This window comes from Actomonas aquatica (assembly GCF_019679435.2).
In the GTDB taxonomy this organism is placed as follows: domain Bacteria; phylum Verrucomicrobiota; class Verrucomicrobiia; order Opitutales; family Opitutaceae; genus Actomonas; species Actomonas aquatica.
This window is the reverse complement of record NZ_CP139781.1, coordinates 3,287,248-3,301,633: the sequence shown is the minus strand read 5'-3', so window position 1 is coordinate 3,301,633 and position 14,386 is coordinate 3,287,248. Positions and strand designations below refer to the sequence as shown.

The 14,386-nt window shown below is 61.8% G+C and carries 16 protein-coding genes; 11 read left to right on the top strand and 5 right to left on the bottom strand.

The window, feature by feature from the left end; genetic code table 11:
* The first annotated feature begins 139 nt into the window (after positions 1 to 139).
* The 3 genes from K1X11_RS12985 to K1X11_RS12975 all read left to right on the top strand — a co-directional run bounded on the left by K1X11_RS12985 (position 140) and on the right by K1X11_RS12975 (position 2,776).
* Positions 140 to 1,081, top strand: coding sequence for a transposase (locus K1X11_RS12985; RefSeq protein ID WP_221032740.1), 942 nt, complete (start codon positions 140 to 142; stop codon positions 1,079 to 1,081).
* Positions 1,082 to 1,227: 146 nt separating this feature from the next.
* Positions 1,228 to 1,671, top strand: coding sequence for a hypothetical protein (locus tag K1X11_RS12980; protein ID WP_221032741.1), 444 nt, complete (start codon positions 1,228 to 1,230; stop codon positions 1,669 to 1,671).
* A 163-nt stretch (positions 1,672 to 1,834) separates the two neighbouring features.
* Complete coding sequence (locus K1X11_RS12975; RefSeq protein ID WP_221032742.1) at positions 1,835 to 2,776, top strand: transposase; 942 nt, start codon at positions 1,835 to 1,837, stop codon at positions 2,774 to 2,776.
* Positions 2,777 to 2,795: 19 nt separating this feature from the next.
* Here K1X11_RS12975 and K1X11_RS12970 read toward each other — a convergent pair whose 3' ends face one another.
* Together K1X11_RS12970 and K1X11_RS12965 are read right to left on the bottom strand one after the other, a co-directional pair.
* Positions 2,796 to 2,918 (bottom strand): hypothetical protein, encoded by a 123-nt coding sequence (locus tag K1X11_RS12970; RefSeq protein WP_255599992.1) that lies wholly within the window; start codon positions 2,916 to 2,918, stop codon positions 2,796 to 2,798.
* A gap of 109 nt (positions 2,919 to 3,027) precedes the next feature.
* Positions 3,028 to 3,702, bottom strand: coding sequence for a hypothetical protein (locus K1X11_RS12965; RefSeq protein ID WP_221032743.1), 675 nt, complete (start codon positions 3,700 to 3,702; stop codon positions 3,028 to 3,030).
* A 150-nt stretch (positions 3,703 to 3,852) separates the two neighbouring features.
* Between K1X11_RS12965 and K1X11_RS12960 the strand changes: the two genes are divergently transcribed.
* Positions 3,853 to 4,029 carry a hypothetical protein gene (locus K1X11_RS12960; protein ID WP_221032744.1) on the top strand — a complete coding sequence of 59 codons (177 nt, stop codon included), beginning with the start codon at positions 3,853 to 3,855 and terminating at the stop codon, positions 4,027 to 4,029.
* Between the two features lie 326 nt (positions 4,030 to 4,355).
* Here K1X11_RS12960 and K1X11_RS12955 read toward each other — a convergent pair whose 3' ends face one another.
* Together K1X11_RS12955 and K1X11_RS12950 are read right to left on the bottom strand one after the other, a co-directional pair.
* Entirely contained in the window at positions 4,356 to 5,141 is a 786-nt protein-coding gene (locus tag K1X11_RS12955; RefSeq protein ID WP_221032745.1) for a hypothetical protein, read from the bottom strand.
* A gap of 107 nt (positions 5,142 to 5,248) precedes the next feature.
* Entirely contained in the window at positions 5,249 to 5,725 is a 477-nt protein-coding gene (locus K1X11_RS12950) for a hypothetical protein (RefSeq protein WP_221032746.1), read from the bottom strand.
* Positions 5,726 to 5,987: 262 nt separating this feature from the next.
* Between K1X11_RS12950 and K1X11_RS12945 the strand changes: the two genes are divergently transcribed.
* From K1X11_RS12945 to K1X11_RS12920, 6 genes are all read left to right on the top strand, one after another.
* Positions 5,988 to 7,271 carry an ABC transporter substrate-binding protein gene (locus tag K1X11_RS12945; RefSeq protein WP_221032747.1) on the top strand — a complete coding sequence of 428 codons (1,284 nt, stop codon included), beginning with the start codon at positions 5,988 to 5,990 and terminating at the stop codon, positions 7,269 to 7,271.
* Between the two features lie 104 nt (positions 7,272 to 7,375).
* Complete coding sequence (locus K1X11_RS12940) at positions 7,376 to 7,933, top strand: RNA 2'-phosphotransferase (protein WP_343212926.1); 558 nt, start codon at positions 7,376 to 7,378, stop codon at positions 7,931 to 7,933.
* 45 nt (positions 7,934 to 7,978) lie between these two features.
* Positions 7,979 to 9,445, top strand: a complete 1,467-nt coding sequence (locus K1X11_RS12935; RefSeq protein WP_221032749.1) for a nicotinate phosphoribosyltransferase — start codon at positions 7,979 to 7,981, stop codon at positions 9,443 to 9,445.
* 103 nt (positions 9,446 to 9,548) lie between these two features.
* A complete protein-coding gene (locus K1X11_RS12930; RefSeq protein ID WP_221032750.1) occupies positions 9,549 to 10,238 on the top strand; it encodes an NUDIX hydrolase in 690 nt (229 codons plus the stop codon).
* A gap of 17 nt (positions 10,239 to 10,255) precedes the next feature.
* Positions 10,256 to 10,891, top strand: coding sequence for a bifunctional nicotinamidase/pyrazinamidase (gene pncA, locus K1X11_RS12925; RefSeq protein WP_221032751.1), 636 nt, complete (start codon positions 10,256 to 10,258; stop codon positions 10,889 to 10,891).
* Positions 10,888 to 12,099, top strand: a complete 1,212-nt coding sequence (locus K1X11_RS12920) for a hypothetical protein (protein WP_221032752.1) — start codon at positions 10,888 to 10,890, stop codon at positions 12,097 to 12,099. The genes pncA and K1X11_RS12920 overlap by 4 nt, the downstream gene beginning before the upstream one ends.
* A gap of 45 nt (positions 12,100 to 12,144) precedes the next feature.
* Here the strand turns inward: K1X11_RS12920 and K1X11_RS12915 are convergent, their stop codons facing one another.
* Positions 12,145 to 12,840 (bottom strand): pseudouridine synthase, encoded by a 696-nt coding sequence (locus K1X11_RS12915; RefSeq protein ID WP_221032753.1) that lies wholly within the window; start codon positions 12,838 to 12,840, stop codon positions 12,145 to 12,147.
* Positions 12,841 to 12,949: 109 nt separating this feature from the next.
* Between K1X11_RS12915 and K1X11_RS12910 the strand changes: the two genes are divergently transcribed.
* Positions 12,950 to 14,149 (top strand): alpha/beta hydrolase, encoded by a 1,200-nt coding sequence (locus K1X11_RS12910; RefSeq protein WP_221032754.1) that lies wholly within the window; start codon positions 12,950 to 12,952, stop codon positions 14,147 to 14,149.
* Positions 14,150 to 14,386: the final 237 nt, after the last annotated feature.

Here is a 14,386-nt window from a genome sequence, read left to right as displayed (position 1 = left end):
GTCGGAGGCGCACGAACTCAAGACGTCAGGCACGAACTCAAGACGTCAGGTCTTGATTCTTGACAAAAGCGCGGTCGGCGGCGCCTGATTGGGGATGCCACGACCATGGCGGATTGAATATGCGGGAGCGTGTTACCATGTGATCAATCGTGGGAACTATCGGTCCTCGATCTTTGGCGGGAAGGGGGCGGCTGAGGCGTTTGAGAGGGTGCTGGATCTGGCCGCGGAACGGTATGCGTGGCGAGTGCACGCTTACGTGGTGATGCGGAACCACTTTCACCTGGCGATCGAACTGACGGAGCCAAACTTGAGCGAAGGAATGAAGTGGCTGCAGGGGACTTGGATCCGACGGTTTAACGCGATCCGGACTCAAATTGGACGACCGTTTCAGGGCCGCTACAAGGCGTTGTTGGTCGAGCCGGGAGACGCCTTTGGGCGGGTCTGCCACTATATCCATCTCAACCCGGTGAGGGCCAAGGTGGTGAGTGCGACTGAAGCATCGAGCTACCGACCAGGTAGCTTGGCCAAGTTTGCGGACAAGAAGCAGAGACCGGCGTGGCTCGATCCGTCCACGGTGCTGGATACCGCCGGCGGCCTGAAAGACACCGCTCGAGGTTGGCGTTGCTATGGTGAGTATTTGGAATTCCTCGCAGAGGACGCGGTGGCAAAGAAGGAGTTAGTGGCGAAGAAGATGAGCCGTGGTTGGTGCTTGGGCTCGTTTGAGTTCAAAAAGCAACAGCTGGAGGAGATGAAGGAGCGAGGGGCAGAACTGGAGCGCTTCAAGGGGAGCGGTGCCGGAGAGTTGCGCAAAGAACGGGAACAGGTCTGGGAGGACCGTTTGGTAGCCCTGGCGGCAAGTGCACGGATCGACTTGGGCAAGTTGGGGAAGCGGAAGTCAGCTCCGGAAAAGGTTCTATTGGCGGCAGTGTTAAAACAGTCCACCTCCGTCTCGAATGGTTGGCTGGCAACTCGCCTTGAAATGGGACAGGCTGCCAGTGCGAGTCAGTTCGTGCGACGGTTACTGCTGCAAAAGGAAGGTCGAGGCGCGGTCGAGCGGCTTTTGTCAAGAGTCAAGACCTGACGTCTTTAGTCCGCCCCGCATAAGAAGGTTAAACATAACGCTCCGCTGCCAAGCTGGCGCGTTACAGATCCGGCTGCCGCAGAGGCCTTCCGTCGAGAAGTGCCTTCGTATTGGCGCTGGCGAACGAAGCAATTAGGAGCTGACCAATGACAAAATCAGAAATGCAGCAAAAGCTGCGATCCAATGGCCTTGAGGGGCGAGTATGGGGTCGTGTCGGCCCCGAGGAGCTCAGGCCGTTAGTGGACTATATCGGAACGGCGCTACCCCAAGATATGGAGGCGTTCGTGGTAGGGGTTGGAAACGCCACGGTTGGCCCGTTCAATATTGTTCTAGCCGGTAGTGACGACGGTTCTTTCAGTGCCTTGACCGAATCTAGGAACCTCCCACCGGAGATGGCGCCTGCGTTGAAAGTCATGGAGCACGCGGGAGAATCTTACGTCTATCTTCCATTGGAAGGACGGCTCTTTGCTTACGACTCCAATGCACTATCTAAGGGAAACGAAACACTCCATTTCGCCTCGTTCTCGGCGTTCCTCGAATGGATTTTTAAGGAGGCGCGTGCAGCCCTTGATGACAGTTGGGCGGACTGAAGACGTCAGGGCGGACTGAAGACGTCAGGCGGACTGAAGACGTCAGGCGGGGTAAACGGGCGGAAGACGTCAGGTCTTGACTCTTGACAAAACTGCCGGCGGTGACGCCTGATTGGGGATGCCACGACCATGGCGTATTGAATATGCAGGAGCGTGTTACCACGTGATCAATCGTGGGAACTATCGGTCCTCGATCTTTGGCGGGAAGGGGGCGGCGCAGGCGTTTGAGCGGGTGCTGGATCTGGCTGCGCAGCGGTATGCATGGCGAGTGCACGCTTACGTGGTGATGCGGAATCACTTTCACCTGGCGATCGAACTGACCGAGCCAAACTTGAGCGAGGGAATGAAGTGGCTGCAGGGGACTTGGATCCGCCGATTCAACGTGATTCGGACGCAAATTGGACGACCGTTTCAGGGCCGCTACAAGGCGTTGTTGGTAGAGCCGGGAGACGCCTTTGGGCAGGTCTGCCACTATATCCATCTCAACCCGGTAAGGGCCAAGGTGGTGAGTGCGACCGAAGCCTGGAGTTATCGGCCAGGTAGTCTGGCTAGGTTTGCGGACAAAAAACACCGGCCGGCGTGGCTCGATCCATCCACCGTGCTGGATACGGCCGGCGGCCTGAAAGACACCGCTCGAGGTTGGCGTTGCTATGGTGAGTATTTGGAATTCCTCGCGGAGGATGTGGTGGGCAAGAAGGAGCTGGTGGCGAAGAAGATGAGCCGTGGTTGGTGCTTGGGTTCGTTTGAGTTCAAAAAGCAACAGATGGAGGAAATGAAGGAGCGAGGGGCAGAACTGGAGCGCTTCAAGGGGAGCGGTGCCGGAGAGTTGCGCAAAGAACGTGAACAGGTCTGGGAGGATCGTTTGGTAGCCCTAGCGGCAAGCGCGCGGATCGACTTGGGCAAGTTGGGGAAGCGGAAGTCAGCTCCGGAAAAGGTGCTATTGGCGGCAGCGTTAAAACAGTCCACCTCCGTCTCGAATGGTTGGCTGGCAACTCGCCTTGAAATGGGACAGGCCGCCAGTGCGAGTCAGTTCGTGCGCCGGTTACTGCTGAAAAAGGAAGGCAGAGCCGCGGTCGAGCGGCTTTTGTCAAGAGTCAAGCCCTGACGTCTTAAGCCCTGACGTCTTAAGCCCGCCTGCGACTGATATCGAAGTCTTCGCACAACTGCGAGACGCTGAAGCGACCGGTGGCCGCCAAACTGACGAACTGCATCTTCTGGTCCATGGGTGACACGTCTTTCCAGGGCATACGCCCTTCTTAGTGTTACCCATGTCCCTGGACTATCTGTTACCTATGTCCCCGGATCATACCGGACCTTCTTCATCGCCGATCGATTCGAGGCGGTTGTGGTTTCCGCTTAATCAGGGCGGGGTTGGTTCGGATCCTCTTTGGAAGTGTCGTCACCCCGATTCTGTTCCCGACGATTTTCCTCTATTCTCTTTCGGATCTCATCAGCGCGACTTGCGATTTCTTTTTTCGTATCCCCTTCCCTCATTTTGAAGACATGATTCTCTTCAATCTTCTTATTCAGGAGGACGACGTCGTCGCGGTGCAGTAATTCGAAAGCCCAGTCCTGCAGCACAGCGCAGTTCTTGAGGAAGCGCCGCTCTTCGCCCATGATCCCGTCGGTAAGCGGAATTAGGACTGCGCCCATTTGAGCGGCCAGAAGTCCGAAATCCCAGAATTCGAATGCGGGATTTGACGGACTGGCGCTCGTTGGGAAATCAATCACCTGAATTCCAGCCGCTCCGAGAACGAACATCAGTAGTCGAAGATTGTCTCGCTTCACGGATTCTCGGACCGGACCAACCAAGGGGGCGACTTCACCAAATACTGCTACGAGTTCCTTGGCCGCTTTAAGTCGCCACTCTTCCTTCGCGTATCGCTCGGTCACACGCTTCCCCAGTTGCTTGATCACCTCGTCCTGCTTTCCGAAGGTGGATCGGAAGAAAGTGGTCACCGCGATGAATCCCGCGGAAACCGAAATTGCCGGCGCGATCGCAGCGATGATGGCTGGAAGTTCTGCGAGCATAGTCGGTGAATGAACCCGGTGGCCAAGCTCGTCAAACAACCGGTGGCACACCGAGGCAATCCAACCCATCTTCCGCAGGTATGAGCGACGAATCCATTGCCCACAAAGTTTGGATTGAGACCATGTCCAGATTGTTGGGTAGCCGGCAGCATGACGCATGCGATGGTCCGCCTTAAAAAATTTTTGGAGATGGAACGGCGCGCGATGGAAAAACCCGATCTGGCGCACGCGGAGTCCGATCTATGCCTTTTTACTCCCGAGGACGGCGACGCATTCGTCGTCGACGGTGAACCGGCCCGGCAGGACTTGATGGCGGTGGAAGCTTGAATTTTGTCCATCACTCGGATCCGTGACCTAAAAGTAATGGCCGCAGTTGGCTCGTGGCACGACTTGCCCAAGGAAGTTTTGCTGCCTGACTCTACCGTGGAATTACTCGGGCCGTTCCATGGTTTAGATCCACCATCCCGTAATTGACAGGGATTCGTGCAGTTGCATGCCGCAGTGGTTACTGCGGAATTTTTACCGCGGTGGACCCAGTCGACATCGCCAACTCTGCTATTCGGGATGATCCGGGGATATAGGTAACTGATAGTCCCGGGACATGGGTTACAGCTGTTGAGGGGTTTGCGGGGGTCGGGGCCGAGGTCCGCGATTCACCGAAGGCCGAGGATCCAGCCTTCCAGGTCGGCGATTTCTCGGTCGTGGGCGCCGAGGGGCGGGTTGAACCATTCGTTCATTTCGCCGTAGAGGTCGATTTCCTGCATCCAACTTGCGGCCAAGTAGGCGTCGTGTTGGTCGGGGGTGCGGCCTTCCATGTCTTCTCCTTCGTGCCAGAGGCGCGGGTAGATCTCGGCGATGACCGACTTTCCTTCCGGTGGTTGCCAGCCGTCGAAGGGCCAGAAGTGCACGCAGTGGCCGACGGTTTCGACGAGGTGCAGTAGCCAGGGGAGTCCGCTGTGCGTCGATTTCGCCACACTGCCTTGCACGTCGAAATGAAAGACCGACTTGGCGGCGCCGGAGCGGACTTCGGTGAGCCGTCGCCAGTGTGAATCGCCTTGGCGCGCTTTCGCGTTGCCGACCACACCTTCCCGCACGTGGTCGACGTAGATGTCGTCGAGGTGGGTCGGCCAATGGTCGCGGAAGTCGCGCAGGAAGTCGTGCCAATCGGGCGGCAGGTGGTGGCGCTGGAAGTAGGGGAGCGGAAACGAAAACCCGTGGTCGATACCGACCAGAATCGGCGGCCCGACGGCGAGTTCCTGCTGGAGCCATGCGGCGAGTCCGCGGCGGGTCCAGTATTTGCGTGGGCTGGGCGGCGGATCGATTTCGAAGGGTTCGTCGCCCCGCTGATCGGCGTAGTAGACGCGGATACCCGGCAGGCTGGAGGCCGGCGTTTTGGCGCCGGAGTAATCAATGCCGATGTAGCGGTCGAACTGGTTCATGGCCGATGGAAGCAGGCGCCGGTGAGGCGAGGCTTCCATGCATTGCACCGCTGAACGGAGCTGTCGATGCCGCTGACCTTTCGCGGTCGCGCGGAGGCATTGGCCGCTCAGGACTGCGCCAACTCGTCGAAGGTCGGGACGCGGACCCGCTGTTGCTGGGTGGGCGCGATTTCGTCGGAGGGGGGCGCCGGCGGCTCATCAAATTCGTCGACCAGGGTCTTGGTGGTTTCCGGTGTCGACGCGGCCACGGCGGTGGCCGCGGTGGCTTTGGTGAAGCGGGAAAAATCGGGGCGACGCAGTCCGGCCATGTGACTGGCCACGAGCGGTTGGCGGGACGGGGCGCGGTAACCACGCGGCGTGTTCCAATGCATCACCGCACCGTTGTGAAACATGACGGTGCCGCCGTGATCGAAGGTCCATTGCTCAAAGCCGTGGCCGCCGTGGACGATGAGCGGCGAGCCCAACGCGGCGGCGACATCGGTGGTGCTGAGGCCGACTCCCATCGTGTCCCAACGCGACTCGGCGTGCGCCCGCCCGGCGAGGGCGAGGCAAATGAAGCTGAGGAGGAAGAGGCGGCGGTGCATGGCGAAAATCGAGGGTGAGTTTGTATCGAAAATCTCGGCACGCGGGGAACGGCAATGTAGCCGGCGGCGGGGCTTTGACAGGCTGTTTACGGGATAGTGATGGGGTCCCGGTTCAGGCCTAGGTGAGAGACCCTGAGCGCGGGCGAACAGGCTGCGTAGTTTCCGGGGGGCGGACATTGGGCTCGCGGTCGCGCCCCGGAGCGGGCAGGGGTGTGTTCCGATGCGATTGCTCGGGAAATTTGTATGGCCAGTGCGATGGACGATGGGGTGGCTGGCCATGCTCGGGGTCGTCGCGCCGGTGGCGGCTCAGACCGCGACGCGCGATGCGGAACTCGAGCCGGTCACGCTGCAGTTAAAATGGCGGCACCAATTTCAGTCGGCGGGCTACTACGCGGCGATCGCGCAGGGGTATTATCGGGAGGCCGGTTTTGCGGTGACGCTGCGTGAACCCGAAGTGGGAGAGGAGCCGGCCGAGGTGGTGCTGGCGGGGCGGGCGGACTTTGGAGTGGCGGGGTCGGACTTGGTGCTGCTGCGCGAGGCCGGGGAGCCGGTGGTGACGCTGGCGGCGATTTTGCAGCACTCGGCGCTGGCCTTTGTGACGCCGGAAAACGCGGGCATTGATACGGTGCACGATTTGGCGGGACGGCGGGTGATGCTCGAGGCGCACGCGGAGGAGCTGCTGGCCTACCTGAAATTTGAAGGCATCGCGGAGGGTGCGGTGGAGTGGGTGCCGCACACGTTTGGGCCGCAGGCGCTGATGGCGGGCGAGGTGGCGGCGATGTCGGCGTATGTGACCGACGAGGCGTTTTTGTTGGAGGATGCCGGGGTCGCGTATCGGTCGTTTTCACCGCGGGCGGGAGGCATCGATTTTTACGGTGATGTGTTGTTCACCACCGAGGCGGTGGTGGCGGCGGACCGCGACCGGGTGCGGCGTTTTCGGGAGGCGTCGTTGCGGGGCTGGGCGTATGCGCTGGCGCACGTCGACGAGATGGTGGAGTTGATTTTCACGCGCTACAGTGAGCGACACAGTCGGGCGCATCTGCGGTTTGAGGCGGAGCATCTGCGGCAGCTGATTCTCTCGGATGTGGTGGAGCTGGGTTATCAGAATCCCGGACGTTGGCAGCACATCGCGGAGGTTTATCGGGAGCTCGGCATGGTGGAGGGCGACGTCGATCTCGCGGGTATGGTGTGGCGCGATGAGTCGGTGGCGGCGCAGTCATGGGGACTGGTGGTGGCGCTGGTGGTGGCGTTGCTCGTGATCCTCGGGCTGTTGGGCGCGGTGGTGCGATTTGCGCAATTAAATCGGCAGGTGCGCGAACAGGCGGCGTCCCTGCGCGAAGCGTTGGGGGAAATCAAAGAGCTGCGCGGCATCATTCCGATCTGCGCGGGCTGCAAGAAGGTGCGCAACGACGAGGGGTATTGGCACCACGTGGAGGTTTACATCGCAGAGCACACCCGGGCGGAGTTCAGCCACGGGTTCTGCGATGACTGCATGGATCGCTTGTATCCAGGAGTTCGGGACAAGAAATCCGGCGACGGTGAGTGAGTTCCTGATCGCTCCGCGGATTGGCCAAGGCGGGGGAGGCGGGCGGCCTGGCGGGGAATCAGTTCGCGATCGTCTTTGCCGTTGCCGTGGTTTGGGTTGCGGGCATGCGCAAGGAGTTGGTTCGTAAGTCACGGTTTCTAAGTCTGGTGTTGCGGCACGATCCGGCGGCGGCGGGGGTGGCGCTGGATGCCCAGGGATGGGTCGCGGTGGGTGAGCTGTTGCGGGGCGCGGCCGACGCGGGAGTAGTGATCACGCCGGAGGAGCTGCTGGAGATTGTGCAGACCAACGAAAAGCGGCGCTTCCTGATCGACGATACTGGCGAGCGCATCCGGGCGAATCAGGGGCATTCGGTGCAGGTGGACGTGGATCTGGCAGTCGCGACCCCGCCAGCGCAGCTCTTTCACGGCACGGCCACGCGTTTTGTGGAAGCGATTGAGCGGGAGGGTCTCAAACCGATGGGGCGGCTGCACGTGCATCTGTCGGCAGATGTGGCAACGGCCCGGCAGGTGGGGGCGCGACACGGACGACCGTATATTTTGGTCGTGGATGCAGGTGGAATGGTGGCGGCTGGACGGATGTTTTGGCGTTCTGCGAACGGCGTCTGGCTGACGGCGGACGTGCCGCCGCAGTTTCTCTCCAGCGAGGCTGTGGAGACCGCGTGAATTTGATCTTGTCTTAAAAGTGTCAAAACAACACTAAGGGGCGTCATGCAAAACCATGCTGCTGCTTCGCCGCTTCTGACGGACCTGTATCAACTCACGATGGCTTACGGCTACTGGAAGACGGGCACGCATGAGCGTGAGGCCGTCTTTCACCTGTTCTTCCGCAAGCCGCCCTTTGCGAGCGGGTATTCGTTGGTGGCGGGTTTGGCGGACGTGATCGATTGGTTGCGAGCGTTTCATTTTGATGAAGACGAGCTGGCGTATCTGCAGACGCTGGAGGGCAACGATGGAAGCCCGTTGTTCGAAGAGGGCTTCATCGATTACCTGCGCGAGTTGAAGTTCACCTGCGAGGTGGACGCGGTGCCGGAGGGGACGGTGGTGTTTCCGCACGAGCCGCTCTTGCGGGTGCAGGGGCCGATTCTGCAAGGGCAACTGGTGGAAACGGCGCTCTTAAATCTCATCAACTACCAGACGTTGATTGCCACCAAGGCGGCCCGCATTTGTGAGGCGGCGCAGGACGAGCCGGTGCTGGAGTTTGGGCTGCGGCGGGCGCAGGGCGTGGATGGAGCGCTGGCGGCCAGTCGGGCGGCTTACATCGGCGGGTGTGCAGCGACATCGAATGTTTTGGCCGGAAAGCTCTTCGGCATCCCGGTGAAGGGCACGCACGCGCATAGCTGGGTGATGTCGTTCGATAGCGAGCCGGAGGCGTTTCAAGCCTACGCGGATGCCATGCCTAACAACTGTGTGTTTTTGGTGGATACCTACGACACGCTGGACGGCGTGCGGGCGGCGATCGAGGTGGGTAAGCGATTGCGCGAAACGGGGCACGAGATGGTGGGCGTGCGATTGGACTCGGGTGACCTGGCCTACCTCTCGATTGAAGCCCGCAAACTGCTTGATGCGGCCGGTTTTCCGGACGCCGTGATTGTGGCGAGCAATGATTTGGACGAGACGATCATTGCCTCGCTAAAGCAGCAGGGAGCCAAGATCGGGCTGTGGGGCGTTGGCACCAAACTGGTGACGGCCTTCGATCAACCGGCTTTGGGGGGAGTCTACAAACTCGGCGCGATTCGCGACGGTGCGGGGAACTGGCAATACCGGCTGAAACTTTCGGAACAGTCGATCAAGGTCTCGAATCCCGGCATCCTGCAGGTGCGTCGTTTCGTGCAGGACGGCCTGATCGCGGGTGACCAAATCATCAACGAAGGCGAGGGGGGCGAGACGAGCCGCACCATCGTGGATCCGGCCGACAGCATGCGGCGCAAGCGGGTGACGGCCGAGGCGAGCGAAGAGCTGTTGCTGCAGCCAATTTTTCGGAACGGCGAACTGGTCTACGATCGCCCGACTTTGGAGGAGACCAAAGCCCACGCACGGGCCGAGTTGAGTCGCACGCACCCGGGTATTCGGCGCCTGCTGAATCCGCACGAATACCCGGTCGGACTCGGGCCTCAGCTACACGAGTTGAAGCACAAGCTCATCCAGCAAGCACGCGGCGAAGCGCCCGGCGCGTGAGCGGAGCGATCCAACGTTGATGGAGCTTTCACGTGTCGACTAAGTGTCGAAATAACACATTGGAATTTGACATAGTGTCGAAATAACACCTACCTGCCGTCCCATGTCGTTCACCTACCAGTATGCTCACCCGGCTGTCACCGTGGATGCCGTCGTTTTCGGTTTTGATGAAAGCGACCTCAAAGTGCTCTTGGTGCAGCGGGCCGGAGAACCGCACCGAGGCAGCTGGGCCTTGCCGGGTGGCTTTGTGGAAATGACGGAGGACTTGGAAACGGCGGCGCGCCGCGAGTTGGCGGAAGAGACCGGGTTGAGCCGATTGTTTCTGGAGCAGCTCTACACCTTTGGCGCGCCGGAGCGGGATCCGCGGGAACGAGTGATCAGCGTGGCGTATTACGCGTTGGTGAAGCTGATGGACCACGCGGTGCGAGCGGCGAGCGACGCGAAGGAAGTGGCGTGGTTTCCGGTCGCAGATTTGCCGGACTTGGCCTTCGACCACGAAGAGATCGTGAACATGGCGCTCAAGCGGCTGAAGGGTAAGATCCGCTACGAGCCAATCGGCTTTGAGTTGTTGCCTGAGAAGTTCCCGCTGTCGGAGCTCCAGCGGCTTTACGAGACGGTCCTCGAGCAGCCTTTGGACAAGCGGAACTTTCGCAAAAAAATTCAAGGCATGGGTCTGCTGCAGGACACGCACGAGATCCAACAGGACGTGGCGCATCGTGCCGCCCGACTCTACCGCTTTGACCAGGCGGCCTACCAGGCGCTGCGCAAGCGCGGCTTCAATTTCGAACTGTGAACCCAACTGATCCCACCATGAAAACGGCTCTTATCCTCGTAGATCTGCAGAACGATTTCCTGCCGGGCGGCGCCTTGGGCGTGCCGGGCGGAGATGCAGTGATTCCCGTCGCCAATGCCTTGATGGATTCCTTTGACGTGGTGGCTGCAACCCAGGACTGGCACCCGGCCGATCACGGGAGTTTTGCGGCGAATCATGCGGGCGCGCAGGTCGGCGACCTGGCAGAGCTCGGCGGCCTGCCGCAGGTGCTGTGGCCCGTGCATTGTATGCAGGACACGCCCGGCGCGGCATTTGCGCCGGAGCTGAACGCGGCGAGAATCGCCGCGGTGTTTCCCAAGGGCACTGACGTCGCCATCGATAGTTACAGTGGGTTTCAGGACAACGGCGGTCGCCGCCAAACCGGACTGGCGGACTATCTGCAAGCACAGGGAGTGACCGACGTCGCGGTCATGGGCTTGGCGACCGATTATTGTGTGAAAGCCACGGCGATCGATGCCGTGGCGGCCGGTTTCCGGGTGACGTTGGTCACCGATGGTTGCCGTGGCGTGGATCTCGCGGACGGGGATGTCGAGCGGGCGTTGGCGGCCATGGTCGCGGCCGGAGTCCGCCTCACGGATAGCAAGCAACTGTTGGAGAAAGGATTGAAGCCATGATTGTCCCACACGTGATTCGAGAAGGCGAGCGAGCGCTGGTTTGGCATCGTAGTGGTCGAGCCACTACGGTGGACGGGCCGCGTCGAGTCTGGACCTGGGGGGCGCGGTTGCAGGTGCTGGAGCAACACCTCGCCGGGCCGGAGGAATACCTTGTTGTGCATCGGGCGGACGGTGGGATCGAGCACCGGGCGGGGCCGGCGGCGCTGTGGTTTGACCCGCTGCGCCATGAGCGCATCGAGGTTGCCCCGAAGCTGAAACTGAATGCCAATGAGGCCATCGTGATCTACCGGGAGCAAGACGGTCGGGTCACACGGCGGGTGGCGCGGGGACCGGCGCTGTTCGTGCCGGCGCCGGACGAGTGGCTGCATCGGTTCAGCTGGCATGGGGCGGATCCGCGCCAACCGCGGCGCAAGGTCGCCCGGGCGTTGCAGTTTGAGAAACTGCGAGTGATGCCGGATCAGCTTTATTACGATGTGGAGAACGTGCGCACGGCGGATGACGCGCTCATCACCGTGCAACTGATGATCTTCTTCGAACTACGTGACATCGAAGAGATGCTGGATCGCACGCATGATCCCATTGCCGATTTCATCAACGCGACGACGGCCGATGTGATCGACTTTGCCGCCGAGCTGACTTTCGAAGCCTTCAAGGAGCGCACCGAACGTCTCAACGAATTGGATACGTATGCGCAACTGGTGCGGCGAGCGGAGCTGACCGGCTATCGCATTGGGAAAATCGTCTACCGGGGATACGAGGCGAGCGCGACGTTGCAGACCATGCACGACGACGCGATCGAGGCGCGCACGCGTTTGAAGCTCGAGGCGGAGACCGAACGGCAAGCGCAGGATCTGGCCGACCTGAAGCAGGAGCGCGACGGACGGCGCAAGCAGGTGCAGCAGGAGCTCGCCAAACAGGAACTCACGCACCGGGTGGAGCTGGAGACGGCCGAGCATGCCGCGCGACGGCAGCGCGACCGGTTGGCGGAGGAGCAGGCGCTCGAACTGCGCCGACGTGCGGGTGAACTGGACCTCCAGCAACAGCAGGCGACCGACGCGCAACGGCTGGCGTTCCTCACGGGCGCGGCGGATCTTAAGGTCGACCTCACGCGGTATTTGGTGGCCCAATACCAACACCCGGATCGGCTGATTCGCATCGACGGCGGCCGCAAGAGCGACGCCGCCCAACTGCACCTGCACGAAAGTTGAAGGCGGTTGCGGTGAAAGGCCGTCGCCGGCTCCGGCGGCGGCCGTCTACGCGAAGGTGGTGAGGGGGAGTTCGTGGTAGGTGCCGGGGGGGAGGTCGTCGAGGGTGAGGTGACCGAAGGTGGTGCGGTGCAGGGTTTCGACGTGGTAGCCTTGGGTGGCGAACATGCGGCGGACCTGGTGGTATTTGCCTTCGATGAGCGTGAGCTCGGCGGTGCGGGCGTCGACAAGGGTGAGCTCGGCCGGGGCGCAGGGAGCTTTCTCGCCTTCGAGTTCGATCGTGCCGCTGGCGAAGAGAGGGATGAGCGCGGGGTCGAGGTCGCGGTCGACGGTGGCGCGGTAGATTTTGGGGACCTTGTGTTTGGGGCTGGTGAGCTGGTGGACGAGGGCGGTTTGGTCGGTGAGGAGGAGGAGGCCGCTGGTGTCTTTGTCGAGGCGACCGATGCTGGTGACGGTGGGGTTGCGGGCGCGCCAGCGGGCGGGGAGCAGTTCGTAAACGAGCGGACCTTCACGCTCGTCGTGGGAGCAGGTGAGGCCGGTGGGTTTGTGTAGGAGGAGGAGGAGGCCGTCGGGGTGGTCGGGCGGCTCGCCATCGATGAGCACGGCGGCGGGGTCGACTTTCTGGGCAGAGTTTTTCAGCGGCTCGCCGGTGGTGGTGGTGATGCGGTCGGCTTTGGTCCACGCGCGGGCATCCCGGCGGGAGCAGTAGCCGAGGTTGGCGAGGAGTTGGTCGAGGCGGCGCATGGGGATGGGATTTTCGATTTTTGATTGGGCGTTGGCGGGCGGTAAACGTTTGGGGGAGGGGAATGGGGATTTGCGAGATCGGATGAGTTGGTGTGGGGTCTGAGCTCGCATGCGTTGGGTGTTTTTAAGTTTGGCTTTGGCGTTGCTGGCGTGGTCGTCGCTGGTGGTGGTGCAGGCGTGGAACAAGGCTGTGTGGCAGGCGGCGATCGTGGCGGGCGAGTTTGGCCACTACCTGGGTATCGTCGCGCTGGTGTTGGCGTGTGCGATCGTGGCGCATGGGGCGGTGTTGGGCGTGAGTGATGCGGCGTCGCCGCGGCGGGAGTGGCTGTTGGTGGGGGGCGGGTTTGCGGCGAGCTTGGTGGCGACGGGATTGTTTTTGGCGCCGGCGGTGATGGCGTCGCTGGTGGGTCAGCGGTTGCCGCAGGCGGTGGAGCAGGGGCTGGGCGCGAAGGTGTCGACGTTTCGGGTGACCTCGTTTGGCGACATGTTGTTGGCGACTCCGCGGGTGGAACGGGTGGGGGTGAGCACGCGGGTGTTTGCCGGGGCGGGGACGGCGGACGCGTTGAGTTTGGATTTTTATGCGCCGACTGGAGTCGCGGTGACCGGGCGGGTGCCGTGTGTGATCGTGGTGCACGGCGGTGGCTGGGATGGCGGCGACCGCGAGCAGTTGGTCGACTTTAACCACTGGCTGGCGGGCGAGGGCTATGCGGTGGCGGCGGTCTCGTATCGGCTGGCGCCGGAGCATCCGTGGCCAGCGCAGGGACAGGATGTGTTGGTGGCGATCGCGTGGCTAAAAGCGCACGCGGCTGAGCTCGGCATCGATGCGGGGCGGTTGGTGCTGATGGGTCGGTCGGCCGGAGCGCAGATCGCGAGTGCGGTGGCCTACGGCGCGCCGGACGAGGCGGTGCGTGGGTTCATCGGGCTGTATGGCGTCTACGACATGAACTTCGTTTGGTCGCTGGCGCGGGAGGACGACGTGCTCAACTCGGTGAAGTTGATGAACCAATTTTTGGGTGGGGAGCCGACGCTGGAGAATCGGGAGCGCTACGATTCGGCCAGCGCGCAGGGGATGGTGCGGCAGGGCGTGACGCCGCCGACGCTGCTCATGCACGGCACGATCGACACCCTGTGTTGGGTTGAGCACTCGCGGCGCCTGGCGGCGAAGCTGGACGACGAGGGGGTGCCGCACGTGCTGGTGGAGCTTCCGTGGGGCGTGCATGCCTTCGACTACAACCTGCACGGCCCAGGTGGGCAGCTCACGCGCTACGCGGTGCGGGAGTTCCTGCGGACGGTTTGTGCGGAGCGGTAGAGGCAGGCTGGTCGCTGGGGAGCTGGGGGCTGGTAGCTGGTAGCTGGGTGCTGGTAGCTGGTAGCTGGGGACTGGTGGCTGGGGAGGTGTCCTTTTATGGGATCGGAACTTGTTGTTGTTAAGGGGGTAATGGCGAATTGTCACCTAATGGGTGACAACTTTGATGGGGGGAGGAAGGGGTGGTTGGCGGGGGCGGGGGTGAGAATGTTCTCGATTGGGGGCGTGCGATCTGGGAGG